Origin of the sequence: Colwellia maritima (assembly GCF_022669015.1) — a bacterium.
Taxonomy (GTDB): domain Bacteria; phylum Pseudomonadota; class Gammaproteobacteria; order Enterobacterales; family Alteromonadaceae; genus Colwellia; species Colwellia maritima.
On record NZ_JAKKSL010000002.1, the window covers coordinates 88,430 to 110,764 of the forward strand.

At 36.2% G+C, this 22,335-nt stretch carries 18 protein-coding genes, 2 tRNA genes and 1 pseudogene; 16 read left to right on the plus strand and 5 right to left on the minus strand.

From position 1 onward, the window contains the following. Positions 1–57 precede the first annotated feature (57 nt). The gene (locus L3081_RS10495; RefSeq protein WP_242285935.1) at positions 58–915 is read left to right on the plus strand and encodes an ImmA/IrrE family metallo-endopeptidase; all 858 of its coding nucleotides are present in this window, start codon (positions 58–60) and stop codon (positions 913–915) included. On the opposite strand, the gene L3081_RS10500 is transcribed toward L3081_RS10495, so the two are convergent. Then, entirely contained in the window at positions 912–1,232 is a 321-nt protein-coding gene (locus tag L3081_RS10500; RefSeq protein ID WP_242285937.1) for a helix-turn-helix domain-containing protein, read from the minus strand. The two genes, L3081_RS10495 and L3081_RS10500, sit on opposite strands and share 4 nt — an antisense overlap. A gap of 233 nt (positions 1,233–1,465) precedes the next feature. Between L3081_RS10500 and L3081_RS26790 the strand changes: the two genes are divergently transcribed. From L3081_RS26790 to istB, 8 genes are all read left to right on the plus strand, one after another. Further along, positions 1,466–1,597, plus strand: a complete 132-nt coding sequence (locus L3081_RS26790; RefSeq protein WP_274620489.1) for a hypothetical protein — start codon at positions 1,466–1,468, stop codon at positions 1,595–1,597. Between the two features lies 1 nt (position 1,598). Next, positions 1,599–3,290, plus strand: coding sequence for a ThiF family adenylyltransferase (locus tag L3081_RS10505; protein ID WP_242285939.1), 1,692 nt, complete (start codon positions 1,599–1,601; stop codon positions 3,288–3,290). Further along, a complete protein-coding gene (locus tag L3081_RS10510; protein WP_242285941.1) occupies positions 3,283–3,579 on the plus strand; it encodes a M67 family metallopeptidase in 297 nt (98 codons plus the stop codon). The genes L3081_RS10505 and L3081_RS10510 overlap by 8 nt, the downstream gene beginning before the upstream one ends. Before the next feature lie 247 nt (positions 3,580–3,826). Further along, positions 3,827–4,072: a hypothetical protein gene (locus L3081_RS10515; protein WP_242285943.1), complete on the plus strand. Its 246-nt coding sequence runs from the start codon at positions 3,827–3,829 to the stop codon at positions 4,070–4,072. 71 nt (positions 4,073–4,143) lie between these two features. Then, the gene (locus L3081_RS10520) at positions 4,144–4,356 is read left to right on the plus strand and encodes a TatD family hydrolase (protein WP_242285945.1); all 213 of its coding nucleotides are present in this window, start codon (positions 4,144–4,146) and stop codon (positions 4,354–4,356) included. A gap of 51 nt (positions 4,357–4,407) precedes the next feature. Next, positions 4,408–5,667 carry a HEPN/Toprim-associated domain-containing protein gene (locus L3081_RS10525; protein ID WP_242285955.1) on the plus strand — a complete coding sequence of 420 codons (1,260 nt, stop codon included), beginning with the start codon at positions 4,408–4,410 and terminating at the stop codon, positions 5,665–5,667. A 74-nt stretch (positions 5,668–5,741) separates the two neighbouring features. Then, a complete protein-coding gene (istA, locus tag L3081_RS10530) occupies positions 5,742–7,235 on the plus strand; it encodes an IS21 family transposase (protein WP_242283028.1) in 1,494 nt (497 codons plus the stop codon). Next, entirely contained in the window at positions 7,228–7,992 is a 765-nt protein-coding gene (istB, locus tag L3081_RS10535; RefSeq protein WP_242285957.1) for an IS21-like element helper ATPase IstB, read from the plus strand. The genes istA and istB overlap by 8 nt, the downstream gene beginning before the upstream one ends. Before the next feature lie 1,075 nt (positions 7,993–9,067). On the opposite strand, the gene L3081_RS10540 is transcribed toward istB, so the two are convergent. From L3081_RS10540 to L3081_RS10555, 4 genes are all read right to left on the minus strand, one after another. Continuing rightward, positions 9,068–9,391: a hypothetical protein gene (locus L3081_RS10540; RefSeq protein ID WP_242285959.1), complete on the minus strand. Its 324-nt coding sequence runs from the start codon at positions 9,389–9,391 to the stop codon at positions 9,068–9,070. A gap of 145 nt (positions 9,392–9,536) precedes the next feature. Continuing rightward, positions 9,537–9,788 carry a hypothetical protein gene (locus L3081_RS10545; protein ID WP_242285961.1) on the minus strand — a complete coding sequence of 84 codons (252 nt, stop codon included), beginning with the start codon at positions 9,786–9,788 and terminating at the stop codon, positions 9,537–9,539. A 14-nt stretch (positions 9,789–9,802) separates the two neighbouring features. Continuing rightward, entirely contained in the window at positions 9,803–12,583 is a 2,781-nt protein-coding gene (locus L3081_RS10550; protein ID WP_242285964.1) for a VPA1269 family protein, read from the minus strand. 328 nt (positions 12,584–12,911) lie between these two features. Further along, a complete protein-coding gene (locus L3081_RS10555; protein ID WP_242285966.1) occupies positions 12,912–14,432 on the minus strand; it encodes a hypothetical protein in 1,521 nt (506 codons plus the stop codon). A gap of 258 nt (positions 14,433–14,690) precedes the next feature. On the opposite strand from L3081_RS10555, the gene L3081_RS10560 reads away from it, so the two are divergent. The 7 genes and pseudogenes from L3081_RS10560 to L3081_RS10590 all read left to right on the plus strand — a co-directional run bounded on the left by L3081_RS10560 (position 14,691) and on the right by L3081_RS10590 (position 22,113). Further along, positions 14,691–14,766: transfer RNA gene (locus L3081_RS10560), tRNA-His, on the plus strand. A 43-nt stretch (positions 14,767–14,809) separates the two neighbouring features. Continuing rightward, positions 14,810–14,886 (plus strand) — tRNA-Pro (locus L3081_RS10565). A 578-nt stretch (positions 14,887–15,464) separates the two neighbouring features. Next, positions 15,465–16,773 (plus strand): annotated as a pseudogene (tig, locus tag L3081_RS10570) (trigger factor). 143 nt (positions 16,774–16,916) lie between these two features. Continuing rightward, entirely contained in the window at positions 16,917–17,564 is a 648-nt protein-coding gene (gene clpP / locus L3081_RS10575; protein ID WP_274620491.1) for an ATP-dependent Clp endopeptidase proteolytic subunit ClpP, read from the plus strand. A gap of 134 nt (positions 17,565–17,698) precedes the next feature. Next, positions 17,699–18,976 (plus strand): ATP-dependent protease ATP-binding subunit ClpX, encoded by a 1,278-nt coding sequence (gene clpX, locus L3081_RS10580; RefSeq protein WP_242285967.1) that lies wholly within the window; start codon positions 17,699–17,701, stop codon positions 18,974–18,976. Positions 18,977–19,129: 153 nt separating this feature from the next. Further along, positions 19,130–21,475, plus strand: a complete 2,346-nt coding sequence (gene lon / locus L3081_RS10585; protein ID WP_242285969.1) for an endopeptidase La — start codon at positions 19,130–19,132, stop codon at positions 21,473–21,475. A 362-nt stretch (positions 21,476–21,837) separates the two neighbouring features. After that, a complete protein-coding gene (locus L3081_RS10590; protein WP_242285972.1) occupies positions 21,838–22,113 on the plus strand; it encodes an HU family DNA-binding protein in 276 nt (91 codons plus the stop codon). Positions 22,114–22,335: the final 222 nt, after the last annotated feature.

Here is a 22,335-nt window from a genome sequence, read left to right on the forward strand (position 1 = left end):
GGGTCAGATAAAATACTAATAATTGTTGTTTAGTAATTAGGGAAATAAAAATAAGATATGGAACCATCTGAATTAGCTCCACCGAAAGCAGCTAACTTATTACATCGAGCTTCAGACTTATTTCATCAAGCCCATGGTGGGAATCGATTTCCTGTCGATATAGATGCTATGGCTAAAGGCGCTGCGGAGCTTTTTAATTGGCAAGATCCTATTACAACTATTGAGGCTGTAAACCTTCCTAATTTTGAAGGCATGTTGGCTGCAAATGAAGCAAAATCTAAATGGATGATTGCTTATAATGAGTCATTATCTTCACAAGGCAGGATCAGGTTCACTAAGGCTCATGAACTTGGCCATTATATGTTGCATAGAGCACAGCAGTCTGAATTCATGTGCAGTAAAGAAGATATGTTTAAGTGGGAAGGAGGTAATAATATAGAAGCTGAAGCTGATAAATTTGCTTCTAATTTGCTAATGCCACTTGATGATTTTAGAGGCCAGATGAACGGTGATATCAACTTTGATAGTCTCGGACATTGCGCAGATCGTTATGGTGTTTCTTTGACTGCAACAATCTTAAAATGGTTGAGTTATACGGATGAAAAAGCGGTATTAGTTGTTTCAAAAGATGGGTTTATGGATTGGGCTAGCTCTAGCAAAGCGGCAAAAAATTCAGGAGCATATTTTAAAACAAAAAGTAATGTCATCGAGATCCCTGAAAAGGCTCTAGCATTGCAAGATAACATTACAGAAGAACGACTAGGGGCTAAAACTGCGGCCAAAATTTGGTTTCCACATGCAGATTCTAATGCTGATTTAAAAGAGCTAAAAATATTTTCAGATCAATATGACTATACCCTAAGTCTTCTTATATTGCCTAAACACATAGATTGTTGGGAAGATCGTAAATATTAACTTTTCTTAAAAGTATTTAATATTTTCCGAAGTTGCTCTTTTTCGGGCGTTTCTAAATTTTTATATCCCCTAAAAAAGGCATCATCCAAATGTTTTTCTGCCGGCTCTCTAGCATCGTCTTCTAAAAAATAATTTAATGATACCCCTAACTGATCTGCAATAGATGTTAGTCGTTGAGCTGATGGGCTTTTTACTTCTCTATTTTCCGGCTCCCATAGGTAGCTTTTACTTACGTCAGCGGCTTTAGCAAGAGACTCCAATGTAAAACCCTTATCCTTTCTGAGTTTTTTAAGTTTGTCACCTAGTTGATTTGCCACGTTTCGCTCCTGTTTGCTGTCAATAAATTCGGTATACCGGAAATTAAGTTTGACAATACCATAAATTGATGTGATTATGAAATCAATTCCTGTATACCGGAAAAATAATTAGTGTATCCAGATATTGGAATTACCTGTTTTAAAAATAAAAACATTAATCATTAGCTACTTTGTTGTCTTCCTCACAATTATAGCTGTAAGTATTTTAACTAGCTTTTAAAAGGATTATATCCATGAGTAAACCAGATAACCCAGGCAATAGACCTGACACGCCACCAGGCAGACCAGAGAACCCAGGTAATAGACCTGACAATCCGGGTAGACCTGATACGCCTCCTCGTCCACCATCAAGACCTGTAGGTTAATATGAAGACTTGGTTTGATTCACAACCAACATTACTACAAGACGAATTAGATCGTCTTGTAGGTATTGGTGCTTCTTTTGAGATAGATGAAAACGAAAGAGAAAAAGGCTATTTGGTAATTCGTGTAAAATATTCAATTGAAGATGAAGTACTAAACCTTGTCTGTCATTACCCAGATAGTTACCCGTATTTTCCTTTTGAAATTAAGTGTGAAAATTTTCCAGAAGGTAGGCACCTTGAACCTGCCGGCAAATCTTTATGTATATTTGCTGATAAACATAATAGCCGGGACATATCAAAAGATACACTTGCCGGAATAATAGAAAATCAGGTAAAGAGAATTTTCTATATCCACAAAAACCCAGACACTTTATCTGAGTATGAAGATGAAGTTGAAGGCTATCAAGTAAGCGGTCAGCTTCAAACCGAAGATAACTCTCTTATAGTAACTGTTAATGAAACCCCGCCAACGAGTAGTTATGGACGCGGAGAAGTTACGGTTAACGAAATAAGTAAGCATAACCACGCGGTAAGAGGATGCTTTAATATTGCTTATGAAAGTGATAATAAAGTGAGCTTTTCTGATGAATCCAACTATAAACAACGATTTACTATAAAAATCCCTATCCGATGGGTAAAGCTAAAGGGCGGACTTCAATCGACATGTGCAAAGCAGATATTAGGACAAGTGATATCTGTACAGCCTGCCTTAAAAACACCTATATACAAAGCAGTAGGCAAAATTAAAGTTGATATCATTGCAGTTTGCTTTCCAGAAGAAACTACCAGAGGTGATATTGAGTATAATTGGACATTTATAATCAGAAGAGCGTGGAAAGATAAAGTTAAAAAAGAACTCGCAACCCTTATTAAATCAGACCACGTACATCCAAAGTATTTATTAGCTAGAACACCCAGTTTACAAGGGTTAACAGATAAAAAAGTCGTTGTAATTGGCTTGGGAGCGCTAGGCTCTCATGTAGCGTGGCAACTAGCTAGAGCGGGTATCAAAAAATTTAAATTAGTAGATAAAGATTATTTACAAGCCGGAAATCTTCAGCGGTGGTTAATGGGCTTGCCTTATATTGGTATGGACAAGTCTATGGCTGTAGCTAATATTTTATGCAATAACTATATTGATATTGAAGCAAAAGCATTTAAGTTTGAAATTGGTTCAGCATTTCCATTAAAAACAGAAGGTTCTGATAATTCACGAACTGTAGAAGATATATTGGTTACTGAGATATTGAATGATGCCGATGTTCTAATTGACTGTACTGCAATGTTGAATGTAAACCAGTACCTAGCCAATCTCTGCCGAGAAAATAAAATAGATTATGTATGGTGCAGTGCAACTAATGGTGCTTGGGGTGGGATTGTTGGCCAATCACCGGCTTCGTACATCAATAATGTTTGGTTAGATTTTAACATGGATTATGGAAAAGGCTCCATTCCTCCTATTGCAACTGAACCAACGAAATTTGTACAACCTAAAGGCTGTTTTCATCCTACATTTACAGGCACAGGTTTTGATTTGGATTCAATATCTATTATGGCAACTCGTATGGCTGTTTCACTATTAAATCCAAATAAGTATGGGCAGTTTAATTGTGATGTAGCAGTTTTAGAGCAGTGGGATGAAGGCGTACCAATTGCTCCAAAATGGAAGGAAATGGTTTTTAAAAGTGGCTAATATTTGGATCAAGCAAAAGTTAATAGATGAAATATTAGCTGATATTGAAGATTATTCACCTCTTGAGACAGGAGGAGCTTTCTTTGGTTACCACTCAAAAAGTAGTGATGTTGTTATTACTCACCTGATCCCTGCCGGTCCTAATGCTAAGCATAAAAGATACAGTTTTGAACCTGATCAAGAATTCCAGTTAAAATTAATGGAAGAATTGTATTATGAGAAAAATGCATCGGTTAGCTACTTAGGTGATTGGCATTCACACCCAACTAATGTGTCAAATTTAAGCTAGGGATGAAAGAACCCTACTTAACATAGCTCTCTCAGCTTCAGCACAATGCCAACATCCAATAATGATGATTTTTGGTTCTTGCCCTGAAAAATGGACAATCAACACAGTAAAGTTTACAGAAGGTAAGCGATATTTTTGGCCATTGTATAAATGTAATTATGAAACAATGACTTTAATTGTTGATTAAAGGGTTTAAAAATATCGAAATGATGTTATCAAATTTTGACAACCATATAGGAATATTGAAATGACAAATACTAAAAAAAGCTCAAAAAAAATGGCCTCAAATGCAGCTTCTGTTTTAAAGGATAGTAACGCTTCTAAAATTCAGAAGACGCTAGCAGGTTCGGTGCTAAGTCAAGCTAGTACTTCGAATCAAACTGGTGCAGAAATGGAAACAGTTGCTTCCAAGGTACTACAAAGTGATAAATATAATGATGAAACTAAATCATTAGCAGCATCAGTGTTATCACAATCAAATAAAGGCAGGTAAGTCGTTTATTAATTTGATATCAAAAGCGGAAGTCGGGGCTTTATTTTTGGCCGCTTTTGAAGCCCAAGGGATTGAAATTAGCCAGGGGGAAGAAAGTTATTTCTTGGCTACCCCAAGATAAAGTCTTACTCGAAACGGATGGGCCATTTGCTAAAGTCGAAGGCAAAGTATTGTTTCCATCTGATGTGAAAGTCGTCATAGATCAATTAGGTACGCTATGGAACTTAGATCTAAAGAATACATTAATTACGCTTCGTCAGAATTTAGTTGCGATTATTGTTTAAAGATCACCAAAATAATTCGTAAACAATAATAATAACCAGAGAATAATAATCATGGGTTCATATACTGATCTTGCCGTTAATGGCTATCCCCTAGTTAGTTCAAAAAGTTATGCTGTTTCGACGGTTATGACGATTTTCCGTGAGATAGATAAAAAGATATTTTACAGAAATTTATCAGATAGAAACCCTGCTGTTTGGGGGACATTTGAACCTGATGATGACGAAGTTGAAAGAGCGTTAACATATGAATGTCAGGTATCAAAAATTTGTGACCGCCTTGATGTTATGGGCTTTACAATGCAAAGGTGTAGAGTTGATTTCGAGCGGATAAGAAATCAGAAGATTGGTGAATATAAATCTTGGTGGAAAGAAGATCAGAGTGAATGGATAGAATCACTAATTAATACTTTAGAAACGATAAACTTTGATGTCTATATGGCAACACTTAAAGAAGTCTTTGACAGCAAAGAACAGTTTCACTTTCTTGAACATGAGGAAATAGAAAAATTAGACACTGTTAGAAAATATATGTTTTCTGATGAAGACTATGAGCTTGGCTTTTTTGCAACTGATTTTAGATCGCTAATACGAGTTGCATGTAGCGTATCTTCTGATGATGACCTTGTTGTACAAGATTTAACAGAGGTTCTACATGCAGGTTATTATGTTGAAAGCGATGATGTTTGTAATAACTCTATAAAGTCACTTATTCAAGATCATCCTGAAAATGCGCCTAGAATAATAATGACTGAAGGCTCATCAGATGTTCAAATTATTAAGAAAGTCTTGGAAGTGCTTTACCCACACCTTGCTGAGTATTATACATTTCTTGAGTTTTCTCAGTATCGTGCTCAAGGTAGCGCAGGAACACTTGTAAATAATATAAAATCGTTTGCCGCTGCGGGGATTTCTAACCGCATTATCGCAATATTTGATAATGATGCCGCAGCTTTCGATGCCAGAAGAGCTTTATCTAAAATCGAACTCCCTGATAACATCGCGGTTTGTAATTACCCTGATATTAAATTCTTAGAAAATTATCCAACATTAGGACCTAGCGGTAGGGTTGATCTCAATGTAAACGGTCTAGCCGCTAGCGTTGAACTTTATCTAGGCCCAAACATACTCAAAGAAAATGACTCAGATCTAAGCCCTGTGCAATGGAAAGGATTTATTGAAGGTCTAGGGAAGTATCAAGGGGAGGTCATGCACAAACGAAGTATTCAAGATAAGTTCTTTACTCGAATAAACGAATATAAAAATGACAATGAGGCTTGTGATTATACTGAATGGGTATTAGGCGACAATTAGCTTGGCCGGTTCACGACAATTAGCTTGTCTGGTTTTGGTACACTTCAGATATATCAAATTCAACAGAGAAAGATATGTCTGGAAAACCCATAACCAAACAACAGGTTAATTTATATATGTCTTATCGTAAGGACCATAAACAAACAACAGCTGCCGCCCAAGCGGGGATGTCAGAGCGCACAGCCAGTCGCATTGATACAGGGCAACATTCAACAACAAAGCAACCTAGAGCATATCGAACCCGAAAAGATCCCCTTGATGGTGCCTTTGAACTACATCTTATTCCACTACTTAAAGCAGATCCTAAGCTTCAACCTGTAACGTTATTAGATCAGCTAGATAACGTTATGCCGGGTAAGTTCGGCCGTAACCATTTACGCACGTTGCAACGTCGAGTCAAAAAATGGCTAGCCACTGAAGGGCCAGATCAAGAAGTCATCTTTCGTCAAAAGTATATGCCAGGATTTATGGGGATATCGGATTACACCTGGATGAATAAGCTCAATATTAGCATTGCCGGTGAAGCCTTTGAGCATAAACTTTTTCATTACAAGTTAGTGTTTAGTGGTTGGTCGTATGCTCAGGTTGTCTTTAGTGGAGAAAGCTTTGAGTCACTTTCCACAGGCTTACAAAATGCTTTTTGGCGCAGTGGTGGCGTACCACAGACACATCGAACGGATAGCTTAAGTGCCGCATTCAATAACCATTATGAACAAGAAACCTTAACCGAACGTTATCAAAAACTATGCAAACATTATGGCGTTATAGCGACTCGCAATAATAAAGGTGTGGCGCATGAAAATGGTGCGATTGAAGTGGCTCATAGCCATTTAAAACAAAAAGTAGATCAGCAATTGCGTTTACGCGGTAGTCGTGACTTCGCGACAATTACCGAGTATCAATCGTTTGTAGATCTAATTGTCGCCAAAATCAATCGTCAATGTAAAACACGCTTTGATGAGGAGCGCAAGCACTTAACCGCGCTACCAAAACGCCGTACTAACGATTTTAGTGAGCAATATGTTAAGGTCACATCCAGTAGCACTATCAGCATCAAACGAGTGACATATACCGTACCTTCCAGGCTTATTGGTCATCGTTTACTGGTTCATATTTATGATACCCGGCTCGCTTTATTTCTTGGTCATGAAGAGACTTTATCACTGCCCAGAATTTATGCCCAAGGGCACCGGCGAGCACGCGCGGTAGACTATAAACATGTGATCCACTCACTGGCGAAAAAGCCCAATGCCTTCAAATATTCACAGTTACGAGAAGACTTAATACCAGAAGGTGATTTCAGTTTATTGTGGCAGCAGTTAACCGCGCAGCACGTTAGTGACAAAGACTGCCGATATATGGTTGATCTATTATTACTCGCTCATAACTATCATTGCGAAGACGCCCTTGGCCGCTATGTACTGAAAAACCATGAGCAAGGCAAACGTATATCGATTGATATGTGTCGTAAATTGTTTGGCCCTAGTATGGTTACAGTACCTAATATTGTCAGCCATCAACATCACATAAGTGATTATGATAGCTTGCTTGGAGGTATGCATGGCTAACATTCAAAGCTTACCAATATTGTTGAAAGAGCTGCGCTTAAGTGCGATAGCCAAAGAATGGGAAGTTATCGCTCAAAAGGCCGTGTCAGAGCAATGGGAGCCTGAGTTGTTTCTTGCTGAGTTATGCGAACTTGAAGCGAATCATCGCCATGAGAGTCGCTTAAAGCGGCTTCTTAAAGAGAGTAAATTACCCGTAGGTAAGCAGCTTCATCAATATGATTTTGACGAAATCGAAGGGGTAACATCGCTACAAATCAAACAAAAAACGAATCAAATAGATTGGGTTAGACAAGGTCATAATGTATTACTGTTTGGGGCAAGTGGCTTAGGGAAAACTCACTTAGCGTGTGCGATAGGTTACTCATTACTGGAAAAGTCGGTGCGAGTTAAGTTCAGTACTAGCACGACGATAGTACAAGAATTACAACGTGCTAAAGAAACACTAGGTTTGAATGATGCCTTAAGAAAACTCGATAAATATGAGCTATTGATCTTGGATGATATTGGCTATGTGAAGAAGAATGATAGTGAAAGTCAGGTATTATTTGAATTGATTGCTCATCGATATGAACGAGGCAGTATGTTGATCACATCAAATCAAGCTTTCAGTGAGTGGGATAGTATATTCGGTGACAACATGATGACTGTTGCAGCTATAGACCGACTTGTACATCACAGTGATATCTACCAAATACAAGGAGAAAGCTACCGTAAAAAACAAGCAATGAAAATAAACTCAAATACCGGCCTAAGTTAATTGACGCCGACCGGACAAGTTAGTTGACGTCTAATAGAATGGGATGACTTACGCGCTTTACTTAATGTGATATTTAAAGCTTTTGATAATGTGGAATAGGTGATCTCGTTAAAAGAATATAATTACTTTATCGTGAATTAAACTTTCTTAAGGCGTTACGGTTAAATTTAAAATTTATTACAAAACCCCTGTGAGTATTAATCCGGCATTTGTGAATAAATATTTATTATGCGTATCTGTATCATTTTTATAATTAAAAAAATATTTTATTAATCAATGGGTTGCATGGTGTGTTTTAGAGCGGTTAGCGCTGTAATTGATTGCTTTATATTTCTATATTATTCAATTTTTTATATGGTTACTCTTAGCTTTGTCTTTCATTTTTCACAAGTTTTACGCTAGATAGTGATATTAATGTGCTCTTATGTGAATTTTATCAGATTAAAAATTATATTGCTGATTTTGAGAAAGAAATGACGCGTGAATAATTATTCAAAATGGAGCTGTTGGATCGGTAGTGAACGACACAATAGGTTAAATCCACCATGCAGTTTTATATTTAACTTTGACGAATTTTTTAACCCTATGGACTTTAGCCCTTTTTAGGAGTCCATTCTGTAGAGTTCTTTTAATTCTTTTTCGACCTGTGAACAAAAAGTACCTACACAAAATCCGCGACTAAGTGAAAAAATATAGTTTTATCGCGGATTTTGTGTGATTTAAAATAAAAAGCCTAGTGCCTGTTATGACAAGTAGGTATTCCTTGAATGTAGGGGGTAGTGAAGGAGGTTGTATATTAAAGGGGAGATGGACCAACAGTTAAAACATTGATACTTAAATGAAATAAGCACCTCTCTTTTGTTAAATTAGGTAAAATAAGAGATTGTTAGCTGTGTAGAATATCTTATTAGCCAGGTAGTGTAGATATTTCTAAACAGCCACGTACACACAAGCATGGCAAACATTCGACCGACTAGGGCGGGAATTTAATAATAAATATCTCTTAAAAATTTTAGATTAAACTTTTAGTTTGTCCAAAGACAATTAGAATTTTTAGCGCAATTTTCAATTCAGGCTAGGCTCCTGGTGGAGTATGCAAATTAATAATTATTTCAAGAATATCCTTTAAACCCGTATCACTTAACACCTCATCACGCTTTATCGCATTTAGTGCTATTAGCTCTCCAGACTCACCAAAACCAACATGGCTAGAGTGTGATACTTTTAAAAAGTCTCGCAACACCCCAATATCATCCTCATCTAAAGTTAACTCTTGTGACTCTTCATAACTTAATTCAGCTAAAGGTTTAGATAAAGATAAAGAGGGATTATTTCTGACCTCTCTTAAGGTATTATTTTGATTACGTAACCCTTTTACTTCTCCGTATAACAATGTCATTTTATGTTTTAATGTTGCATCTTCTATCTTAGCCAGATCGGATTCTTCTACGAAAGATTCCGGGATAGTACCTTTAAGATCTTTATTTGATATATTAACTGTATTAGCTATCGTAGAGTGCTCTATCCACGCATCAATTAATAGCCTATAAAGGTTCGTTATTTCTTTTTTTCTCTCTCTTATTATAATAAAGAGTCCTTTTATTAGTAATAATTCCATTTGAACTAAGAATTTTTACTATCGCAGGAGGTGAAACAATGCCACCTGAGCTAGTTATTTTTTGACTCGTTTCGTGGATGTGCGTAAGCATTTGCTCCGTTGTAGGAGTTTTTGCTTTACCCATTAATTCTTTATATTTTGCTATAACCGCATCTAAAGAGATTCTTTTCATACTCATTTCAATTTTTCTCGTTATTCGTTATCTAATTTAGGAACATTACTGTTTTCTAAAAGATTATCTAAATCAGTTACTTTCTTTTCAATACCAAGCTCTGACAAAGTAATTGAACCATTATGTAAGTTTTCACACTCCTTTGCGCCAACTTTTGATAGTAATAATTTTGCCATTGCATCAGATGCAGTTGCTTTTTCTTCTTCACTCAAAGGTGAAAAGGATATTGGTGTAGCGCCATTATTCATTAATATCTGATCAATAAAGTTATTTCGCTCTAATTCTACTCTTGTGTCTGCGATTTCTGGATAAATCCTACTTGCTTGAACTAGCGTATCTTTCAAATGAAACGGGGATGTTTCAATAAATCGTGTTTCATCACCATAATCAACTTCAACAGGGATTAATTCATTTCCTTTAGTAAAACTCTCTATGTCGTCTTTACTGGCAATTTCTCTGACTTCTTCAAGTAAATTATATGTTGCATGTGCATCCATGATAATTCTATTTAGTTCTTCGGATCTAGTTTCTATAATAGTGTCAAAGGATTTGATTTCATCAATTACTTTTGGGGGACATAGATGGATTTCTTTTCGTTTTTTATAACTATATTGTTCTTTTTTTAATATTGCCTGCTTTTTCTTAAATGTATCGATGTCGGTACTAATTTTACTGATGTTTTCCGGCAGTTTATTACCGTGCAACCACAGCTCAATCATCCAAGGTACACCAGTGACTAAGTGGCGACAGCGAACACAGTTTCCACGCCCACCAATAACAGCACCGTATTTAGCTTTTGATGATTTGGTTGCTTTTTTAATGACCTCTCCACCATCATCACAACGTGTACCACCAAACGGACATATACCCATCCCACTGCCACCCCAAGTGGCCATGTGACTTCTTGATAGCATCAGGTTTTGAACACCTTCTTCTTGGTTAGCAACCAAGTAACGCATGGCATCTTCCAGTGTTGCGTCTTTTAACCGGCGTTTTAAGTTTTCTTTCGATTTATTTTCAAGGTCTCGTTTAGCCTTCGATAGGATATCGGTAATGTGTCCATTAGAATATTTAATGTAATAGATGGTCATTAAAATTGTAGAATGACCTGCGATTATTTTACTAATTACTTCGATTGGAACACCGCCTTCAGCTAAACTTGTAAGACCTGCCACTCGTAACCCATGTGGTGTAAATATAGATCTTTCGGGTTGTCCTGTTGTTTTGTTTCTTTTAGTTATTATGGTTACATCATGACCTTCTGCTCGAACTCGCTTTTCAAGCTCTTCCATTAACAGCCACCAAAAGCGCATCAGTTGATTATTGGTTGCAGGATATCCAGTTTTGGAGACTAATGGACTACGAAATAGATAAAATCTATCAGGTGTTTGTTCTATTACAGACTGAGAAGGCTCAGAGTCACTGTTTATGCCTTTGGGCATATCTTTATATGAGGCAGGGTTTTCTACAGGAAAGTACTTTTCTTGCCATTCTCGAAGGGTATGAAGGTGATTGACTAATATTTCATTATTCCAAGGGATTGTGTAGCCAGACTCAGGACCGAAACCAACACTGGCGTCCTTAGTTTTATTTGTACTAATATAAAACCCAACAGATTCTTTAAGACCTGTTATATTTTTTGTCAGTACACCTCTATTAGGTTTTTGTTCTGAACGACTTGACCAATAGTTTGCATGTGGAGAATCATTGTTAACCCAAGCTTTCATGATCTGATTGTATTTTTCTATATCACCTTCACCAGAGTCCAACATTTGAACCTGGATCTTTCGAAGGGGGATCTCAATCATTGTCAAAAATGTATATGTTTGAGCTGGACACCAAACTTTCTCAAGAGTATTCGTTTTCTCATTAAACCAATCAAAATACTGAGACTCTATAGACTTAGGCCATTTGAAATCATCTTCAGTTAGAATTTCGTTCAGGGTAAGCAGAAAACTGGTTGGTATGACTATTTTGTCAGATTCAGTTAATCTCTGAGAAAAAATACCAGTTAGTTTTTCATATTGATAAGTAGATATGAGTGGGTAACCAATTGACAACACCTCATCATCCTCTTTCTCTTGCATGTAATTCTCAATAATATAAATAGAGAATCTATAAAGATAACTTAGATGAGTACTATATGAATTAGGGTGTCTTTTCTTAAATGAATCATGCAATGGCACATGACGTTTTTCACTTAAGTATTTAAAAGGCTCTTGAATATCTTCAGATAACGTATTTAAATAAAATAGAAAATGTTTTATGGCACTATAATGTTTTTTTGTAGATTTAACATGTTCATCATCAATCCACTCAGTAGCTAATGTAAACCATTGCTTTTGGTTAGATGTTAGTTCACTTTCTAAAGTAGAAAGGTTGGTGGAGCGTTTGATTTTTGCGTATTGTTCGAAGAAATCATCTTTGGATAGATAAGTAAGCATCATACCTATTTTTCGAAAAGCTATGTGATATCTTTCTTTTACCCAATCTTGGTATTTAAGCGTTGGTGTTTTTATTTCATCGAGTATTTCTTGCCAAAGCTCAGGAGTGGCTTCCCTCAGGTTTTCTACTTGTCCATGCTCAGTAACCAATAAAGCTATAGTAAAGATATCTTTTTCTACGTTTTTTTTTGTTTTCTCTGAAGTTTTATTTCCATACACATTAACTTTGTTAAAAAGTTCTTTACACTCTTCATATATAGAAGACGCTCTAGCTTTTTCATTTAAACTAGCAATATTCTTTAGTAATGTTGAGAAATTATCAACATGTAGTGGTTTTATTAATTCAGCAAATGACATCTATGAACAACCTATTTTTATTATTTATTCGGTATTCAAAAAACGCTAAACTTTATGAAATTTATCCTTTGCTCAATTAGGCTTTTTAAACAACTTATTTTATATCAAGTATACTTGTTTTTTTATGAGTTTGAAATTTATTTTTAATTTAATTTTTGTATATCAACTACTTAGGTACTCATTGTGTACCATTGATTTTAAATTTACATTAATCTTTCATCCTGCGATACAAAGGCCCCAATGGCAATTATCCGACCGAAGGGCGGGGCAGAAATAAGAGTTGATTTCATAAGTAACTAGTTGTTTTTTGATAAACTTCTAAGACCCTCTAGGTGTTGAATGGCTTATTTAGAAAATCTAACCTTGGCTTAATATACAAGGCACCTCTTGCTTCATTTAGTTTTTTCTGAATTTCATCGTATGCCGGAGTGTTGTATGCTTCTTGTGATAAAATACTGTGGTGTTTGGCACATTTTTGAATGACTTTTCTGGGCATTCCAAGGTCGGTAAGTGTTCCTAAGTAATAATGTCTACTACCATAAGGTGTGGTTCCGTATTCTTTTCCCCTAGGGATTGTTATCCCTAATGCAATTTCTACTTTATCTAATGCTCTTTCAAATGCACCTATATAAGCACCAACACTATAAGGTAGCCCTTGATAACTTTTTCCTGTGCTATGGTCAACTCCAGTAGATACAAATAGGAATGGATGGGCAGGGTTACCATTGCTTTTAGCTATTTCTTCCAATTTGGGGCGATAATGATTGATGTAATAAATGTACATTTCATTAAAAAGCTTCGCAGCCCCGTCATGCATAAAAAATACAGGAGCGCTTAAGGAGTCATCGAGTGCCAAGTCTTTCCAATTAGCTCTTAGACTCTTAATCGGATGTCTATAGCGCGGTAACATGCCTCTTTGAGCTAAATACTCTTTGCGAGAAACATTTTCCCCCGCCATAAAAGTAGACGCTTCACTAGGATGCCTTAAAAACACTTGGCAATCATCATAGCTTTTAATATCAACAGGGATTACATCATTTATCCATAGATGAAAGGGTTCGCTTTCCCTGATACCACCAAAAAACAATAACAGTGTAATCATCTTCGCTGTAATGTCTTCTTGGTCACTCAGCAACTGTGCATTGGGATCTTTAATGAATCCATAATCAAATAAAGGCGCAATCAATTCTTCAGGAAATCTTTTTTCTCCAGAGCTAGTTCTTGAACGACTTCCTGAAGTGCCTAGATTACTGATATTTTTATTTCTGTTGTTTTTAAGTTTGATTGCTTGTTTGTTGGCTTTATTTAAGTGACCTAAGAAACTTCTTTTTTTGATTTTAATTGCTGTATGTAGAAACTTTAAAGAAGCCACTTCATCAACAGGCTTGATGATTTTATTATTTTTCAATAATGGCGTGTTGATTATGTCTTCGTTATCACAAAACTCTTCAAAATCTAAAATAGCTGAACAAAGTCTTTTTGATACATCCAATGAAGATGAAGGCCAATATAGCTTTAATCTATCTGTTGCTGTTTCGTTATCTATTGTTCCATTTAGAAGTGCCCATGAAAATAACTTAAAAATTGTTCGATGTGCATTTGGACTATGATAATTTACAAATCCTTCTGATGCTCTACAATAATCAAAGAATAACCCAACGGCCCTAGCTCTATTTTGCATCCATTGATAACTTGCTGAAGGATTGGAAATGAAATACTCAATAAGAGACTCCATTCTAGTAATACCATTAGGTGTATTTAAATATAAAACTGGAATAGCAAGACCTTTCATGTGTTCTACATTTTGTTTTACTATTGTATGAAACTGTGGAATTGGGCTATGATTCATTATTACTCTAGTTTTGTTTACTTTTTCATCCTTTATTAAAGGTAACATTTACTAGGGGGAAAACAATTTTAATTTATTTTAAAAAGAAGTTGCTTTTTAGTATTTAAACTCTATAATGCACCTATTCCTTGCTTAGGCAGGTAATAACTGGTAACTCTGCTTAGGGTGAGAAACGAGCAACGCCCTTCTAAGGCGTGGGTCGCAGGTTCGAATCCTGCAGGGCGCGCCATACTAAGAGTAGAGTATAAAAGTGTTATGGTGGCTATAGCTCAGTTGGTAGAGCCCCGGATTGTGATTCCGGTTGTCGAGGGTTCAAGTCCCTTTAGCCACCCCATCTTTTTCTTCATCCCTTGAAGCTAAAGAGTAAAGTTTTAAATCGGTGATTAGCGCAGCTTGGTAGCGCACTTGGTTTGGGTCCAAGGGGTCGCAAGTTCGAATCTTGCATCACCGACCACTTTTTCTTTCTTAGGTAATAGGGAAGAGCAAGTATTGGTTTGGGTGTTATCAAATTCAGTCGCAAGTTCGAATCTTGCATCACCGACCACTTTTTCTTTCTTAGGTAATAGGGAAGAGCAAGTATTGGTTTGGGTGTTATCAAATTCAGTCGCAAGTTCGAATCTTGCATCACCGACCACTTTTCTTCTCAATCCCCTCAGAAAATTTAATTATTGGTTAGAGTGTCATTAGGTACAGTCCTAAGTTCAAATCTTGTAGCATCGACCACATCGTTATTTATTTAATAATTAGAACAGCTCGTTATTGAAACAAGTGTCTTGTATTTGGCAATTTTTGCTACATTAAAATAGATAACTTAATTCATGAAACTAATATAAAACTGCTACTTTATCTTTGCTTATATATTGTTAGAATGTTCTCTAAAAACTTGCCCTTGCAACTTCTTTTGTGTCCCGCTATAATTCCGCGTCATAAATTTTAACCGTTCGTATGAGCAAAGCACTTTTTTACTGTTATTAGTTAGTAAAATTGATGCATTATAAGAAAGCGTAACACGCTAAGTTTTGAGGTATATAAATGCAAGTTTCAGTTGAGACTACACAAGGTTTGGAACGTCGTTTGACTATTTCTGTTCCGGCCGAAACAGTAGATGTTGAAGTTAAAAATCGTCTTCGTCAAGTTAGTAAAACCCGGCGTATTAACGGTTTCCGTCCGGGCAAAGTTCCACCGTCTGTAATTCAAAAACGCTATGGCCAGTCTGTACGTCAAGAAGTTGTCGGTGAAATAATGCAACGTAGCTTCGTAGATGCGATTGTTGCAGAAAAAATCAATCCAAAGCAGGTCGCCCTTCATTTGTAGCAAAAAGTAATGAAGACGGTAAAGAATTAAAATTTGAAGCAACATTTGAAGTTTATCCAGAAGTTGAATTAAATAATTTAGACAAAATTGCGGTAGAACGTCCTGACGTAGAAGTAACCGACGCAGATTTAGATGAAATGTTTGAAACGTTGCAAAAGCAACATCAAACATGGAAAGAAAATAAACGTAAAACTAAAAAAGGTGACAAGCTAACACTTGATTTCACTGGCCGTATTGATGGTAAAGAGTTTGACGGCGGTAAAGCAGAAGCTTTCGAACTTGAATTAGGTGCGGGTCGTATGATCCCTGGTTTCGAAAAAGAAATTACTGGCATGAAAGGCGGGAAGAGAAAACAATTAAAGTGACTTTCCCTGATGACTATCACGCCGAAAACCTAAAAGGTAAAGAGGCTGAGTTTGATATTGTTGTTCATAAAACAGAAGGCCCAGTTTTACCAACGGTAGACGATGAATTTGCAAAATTATTTGGCGTTGAAGAAGGTGGTGTTGATGCTTTACGTGAAGAAGTTAGCAAAAATATGTCTCGTGAATTAACACAAGCTGTTAAAGCTAAAGTTAAAAACCAAGTACTAGATGGATTATTAGCTAGCCATGAAGTTGGGTTACCGTCAGCTTTAGTTGCACAAGAAATTGACGTGTTACGTCAACAAGCTATGCAACGCTTCCAAGGTCAAATGGATCCTAAAAACTTACCTGAATTACCAAGCGAAATGTTCAAAGAGCAAGCAGAGCGTCGCGTTAAAATTGGTTTACTATTAGGTGAAGTAATTAAAGTTAATGAGTTGAAAGTTGACAAAGAGAAAGTGGACGAATTAATTGCTACTGCTGCTTCTGCTTATGAAGATCCAAAAGAAGTTATTGAATACTACGCTAACAACAAAGAACTAATGCAACAAATGCAAAACGTTGCTCTAGAAGAGCAAGCAGTTGAATTTTTAGTTGAAAAAGCGAAAGTAAAAAATAAAAAAGCAAGCTTTAAAGATATTATGAACCCAGAAGGTAAGTAATATCGCTTTTTTATTGAAAAAAGCTTAGCAATCGCTTAGATTTAATGGCTTGTATGAATAAATCATACAAGCCATTTTTATTTGACTTATAATTACTCAATTAAAAACAATCACGTATTTTATATTTAAGGGACGGAACACACTTGTTTAATTCTCAATTTAATTCACAGACAAATCCTCAAAATTCAGCTACTAGCCCTGAAAGTGCTTTAGTGCCTATGGTAGTAGAACAGACAGCTAAAGGTGAACGTTCTTATGATATTTACTCAAGATTATTAAAAGAACGTGTCATATTTTTATGTGGTCAAGTTGAAGATCACATGGCAAATTTAATTATTGCTCAACTCTTGTTTTTAGAATCAGAAAGCCCAGATAAGGATATTTTTCTTTATATAAACTCGCCTGGCGGTTCTGTAACAGCAGGTATGGCCATTTATGACACGATGAAATTTATTAAACCTAATATTTCTACTGTTTGTATCGGTCAAGCTGCCAGTATGGGCGCTTTTTTACTTTCAGGCGGCGAGAAAGGCAAACGTTATTGTTTACCTAATGCACGTGTGATGATCCATCAACCTTTAGGTGGGTTCCAAGGTCAAGCATCTGATTTTGAAATTCATGCAAAAGAAATTTTATACATTAAAGATAAATTAAATCGTTTAATGGCTGAGCACACAGGTCAGCCTCTTGATAAGGTTTCTCAGGATACTGACAGAGATAATTTCTTAAGTGCAGAATCTGCAGTTGAATATGGTTTAGTTGACTCCATATTAGAACAAAGAAACAGTTAATTTATTTTTAACGTTCGTTGTAAAGTGAGTTTGAATAATCAAATATCACTTAAAAAATGATTAAATTACTACTATGCTATAATTTAGTGAGATAGGTAGTAGTAATTAACGGAATTAAAAATTTGAGGTAGGGCATGACCGATATTAAAAGTGGTGACGGTGACAATGGTAAATTACTGTATTGTTCATTTTGTGGCAAAAGCCAACATGAAGTGCGTAAGTTAATTGTCGGGCCGTCAGTATTTGTATGTGACGAATGTGTTGAATTATGCAACGACATTATTCGTGAAGAAATAAAAGAAATTTCTCCGAAAGAAGAAAAAGAAGCGTTGCCTTCTCCCATTGAAATACGCGAAAGTTTAGATGATTACGTTATTGGTCAAGACCATGCGAAGAAAGTGCTCGCAGTAGCTGTTTATAATCATTATAAACGTTTGCGTAATGGTGATTCTCACAACGGTATTGAATTAGGCAAGAGTAATATTTTACTTATTGGGCCAACAGGGTCTGGTAAAACGTTACTAGCTCAAACGCTAGCACGTTTACTTAATGTGCCTTTTACTATGGCAGATGCAACAACTTTAACTGAAGCGGGTTATGTTGGTGAAGATGTTGAAAATATCATTCAAAAACTTTTACAGAAATGTGATTATGATGTTGAAAAAGCACAGCGTGGTATCGTTTATATCGATGAAATAGATAAAATTTCTCGTAAATCGGATAACCCTTCAATTACGCGTGATGTTTCTGGTGAAGGTGTTCAACAAGCGTTATTAAAACTAATTGAAGGTACAGTTGCTTCGGTTCCTCCGCAGGGTGGTCGTAAGCATCCTCAGCAAGAATTTTTACAAGTTGACACATCCAAAATTTTATTTATCTGTGGTGGCGCATTTGCAGGATTAGATAAAGTTATTGAGCAACGTTGCCACACGGGCACTGGTATTGGTTTTGGTGCTGAAGTTCGCGGTAAAGAAGAAGAAGTTTCACTGACAAAACGATTGGAAGATGTAGAACCTCAAGATTTAGTTAAATACGGGTTAATACCTGAATTTATCGGTCGTTTACCTGTGCTAGCAACTTTACAAGAATTAGATGAGTCGGCATTAATTCAAATTCTTCAAGAACCTAAAAATGCATTAACAAAACAGTTCGCTGCTTTGTTTGATATGGAAAATGTAGAATTAGAATTTAGAGAAGACGCACTTATTGCTATTGCTAGAAAAGCAATGAGCAGAAAAACTGGCGCTCGTGGTTTACGTTCAATAGTTGAAGCTGTTTTACTTGATACTATGTACGAATTACCTTCCATGGAAAATGTCAGTAAAATTGTTGTGGATGAAACAACGATTAAAGGTGAGTCTAAGCCTTTAGTTATCTACGATAGCCAACAAGAACAGGCTGCATCAGAGTAAGTATTACCACAATAAATAGTAAAAGAGCCCTTGAGGCTCTTTTTTATTTTCATGCCTTGTTGTTATAAACTTAAAATTCTCGCTTGTAAGTTTTCTATTTATCCCCATATAGTTTTTAATTAGCAATTTTCATAACTTTCCAAAGAGATACACATGACCGAAGAATTATCTAGTGTAGTTGAAATCCCCGTTCTTGCCTTAAGAGATGTTGTCGTTTATCCGCAAATGGTTATTCCTCTGTTTGTTGGGCGAGAAAAATCGATCCGTTGTTTAGACCTTGCTATGGAAAATGACAAGCAAGTATTTTTAGTTGCCCAAAAAGATGCTGCTGTTGATGATCCTCAAGCAGCCGATGTATACGAAGTTGGGACAGTCGCAACAATTCTACAAATGCTGAAACTGCCTGATGGTACAGTGAAAGTATTAGTAGAAGGTGTACAGCGTGCCCATGTGACAGAATTTGTAGAAACTACAAACTATTTTAGCGCTAATATCGACTTCTTAACCACTGAAAATGAATCAGAAGATGATAATGAGGTTTTAATCCGTTCAGCTATTTCTCAATTTGAGGGTTATGTAAAGCTTAATAAAAAGATCCCTCCAGAGGTGCTTACTTCAGTTTCTGGGATTGATGATGCAGAACAACTTGCTGATACAATGGCTGCACATATGCCATTAAAATTAGCAGATAAACAAAAAGTATTAGAAATTGTAGATGTTGTAAAACGCTTAGAACATCTAATGGCTCTCATGGAAGGCGAAATTGACTTACTACAAGTTGAGAAGAAAATTCGTACCCGCGTCAAAAAACAAATGGAAAAAAGTCAGCGTGAATATTATTTGAATGAGCAAATGAAAGCCATTCAAAAAGAGCTTAATGAAGGAGATGAAACACCTGACGAGCTAGAGCAAATGGCTAAACGTATTGATGAAGCTCAAATGCCAAAAGAGGCAAAAGATAAAACCTTAGCTGAATTACAAAAATTAAAAATGATGTCGCCGATGTCTGCAGAAGCCACGGTAGTTCGTAGCTATATTGAATGCATGATAAATGTACCATGGAAAAAACGTAGTAAGTTAAAACGTAATCTTGCCTTGGCGCAAGAAGTATTAGATAAAGATCATTATGGTTTAGACAAAGTTAAAGAACGTATCTTAGAGTATCTAGCGGTTCAACAGCGTGTTAGTCAGCTTAAAGGGCCTATTCTTTGTTTAGTTGGTCCTCCGGGGGTTGGTAAAACATCACTAGGACAGTCTATCGCTAAATCAACAGGACGAAAATACGTTCGGATGGCTTTGGGCGGCGTAAGAGATGAGGCTGAAATTCGCGGACATCGTCGTACTTATATTGGTTCATTACCAGGTAAGTTAATTCAAAAAATATCTAAAGTAGGGGTTAAAAACCCATTATTTTTACTTGATGAAATAGATAAAATGGCTTCTGATATGCGTGGGGATCCTGCGTCGGCATTATTAGAAGTATTAGATCCAGAGCAAAACTCTAGCTTTAATGATCATTATTTAGAAGTAGATTATGATTTGTCAGATGTGATGTTTGTTGCTACATCTAATAGTATGGATATTCCAGGACCATTACTTGACCGAATGGAAGTTATTCGTTTATCGGGTTATACCGAAGATGAAAAATTAAATATTGCCCGCAACCATCTACTTGATAAACAAATTGAACGTAATGGTTTAAAAGCAACTGAAATAGAAATTGATGATAGTGCAATTGTTGGGATTATTCGTTATTACACCCGTGAAGCGGGAGTGAGAAATCTAGAACGTGAAATTTCTAAATTATGCCGTAAAGCCGTTAAAGCCATTTTATTAGATAAAAAACTGAAAAAAGTGGTTATTAATCAAGATAATTTAGATGAGTATTTAGGTATACAACGTTTTGATTATGGCAAGGCAGATGATGAAAACCGTGTCGGTTTAGTAACTGGTTTAGCATGGACACAAGTTGGTGGTGAGCTCTTAACTATAGAAACGGCTTCTGTACCAGGTAAAGGCAAGTTAACTTACACTGGTTCATTAGGCGACGTTATGCAAGAATCAATTCAAGCAGCTATGACCGTTGTACGTAGCAGAACGGAAAAGCTTCGTATCAATGATAATTTCTATGAAAAACGTGATATTCATGTGCATGTGCCTGAAGGTGCTACACCAAAAGATGGTCCAAGTGCAGGAATAGGTATGTGTACAGCACTGGTATCAAGCTTAACGGGAAATCCTGTTAGAGCAGATGTGGCAATGACAGGTGAAATTACATTACGTGGAGAAGTGTTAGCTATTGGCGGTTTAAAAGAAAAGTTATTAGCAGCACATCGTGGTGGTATAAAAACAGTCATTATTCCACATGAAAATGCGCGTGACTTAAAAGAAATACCTGAAAATGTTAAAGCAGATTTAGCTATTCATCCCGTAAAATGGATCGATGAAGTACTGGCAATTGCGCTTGAACATCCTGTTGAGCAGTGGAAGGCAGAGTAATTTTTATCCTTAAAAAGTTGATTTTTTGACACAAATTGAAAAAAATGCAAAAAATCAGCTAAAAAGTAAGAAAAAATGAAATAAAGGCTTTTCAAACGCTGAAACTATGGTAAGTTAACTACGCTTATGTCGCTAGACCCCTTGCTTAGTATGCCTAAGAGGGATTAAACCTAATAGGTATTGTTGATAAAGGTCTAGACGTAATAGTATTTTTCTAAACTCGATGCTTGATGTTCAAAAAAATCAAATCACATAATGTGAGCTAGTTTTTGTAGGACGAACTTTTATTAACCTTTTACTAATGAAAAGTAAAAAGAAGTAAAGATAGCGTTGTAATAATAACAATTGAAGGGGTATACACTGTGAATAAATCTCAACTTATCGAGAAAATTTCTGAAGGCGCTGACATTTCAAAGGCTGCTGCGGGTCGCGCATTAGATTCATTTATTGGCGCTGTAACTGAAGAATTACAAAATGGTGAGCAAGTTGCTCTAGTTGGTTTTGGTACTTTCTCTGTACGTGATCGTGCAGCAAGAACTGGCCGTAATCCACAAACTGGTGCTACTATTCAAATTGCTGCTGCTAAAATACCTGCTTTTAAAGGCGGTAAAGCATTAAAAGACGCTTGTAATGACTAATATCTAATTAATTGCTTTGGCAATTTTATTATATTATTACAATATAGTTAAAAACCACCTATAGGTGGTTTTTTGCTTTTTTAATGCTAATTAGAATGGGTCTTAGTATTGAGATAAGTTTTTAATAAAATAAAATAAAAGTAATCTTACACTTCAAGCGGTGGTCTGCATCTGCTAGAATCGCGAGCAACAAAATAATATAACGTAAAGTATTGGTATTAT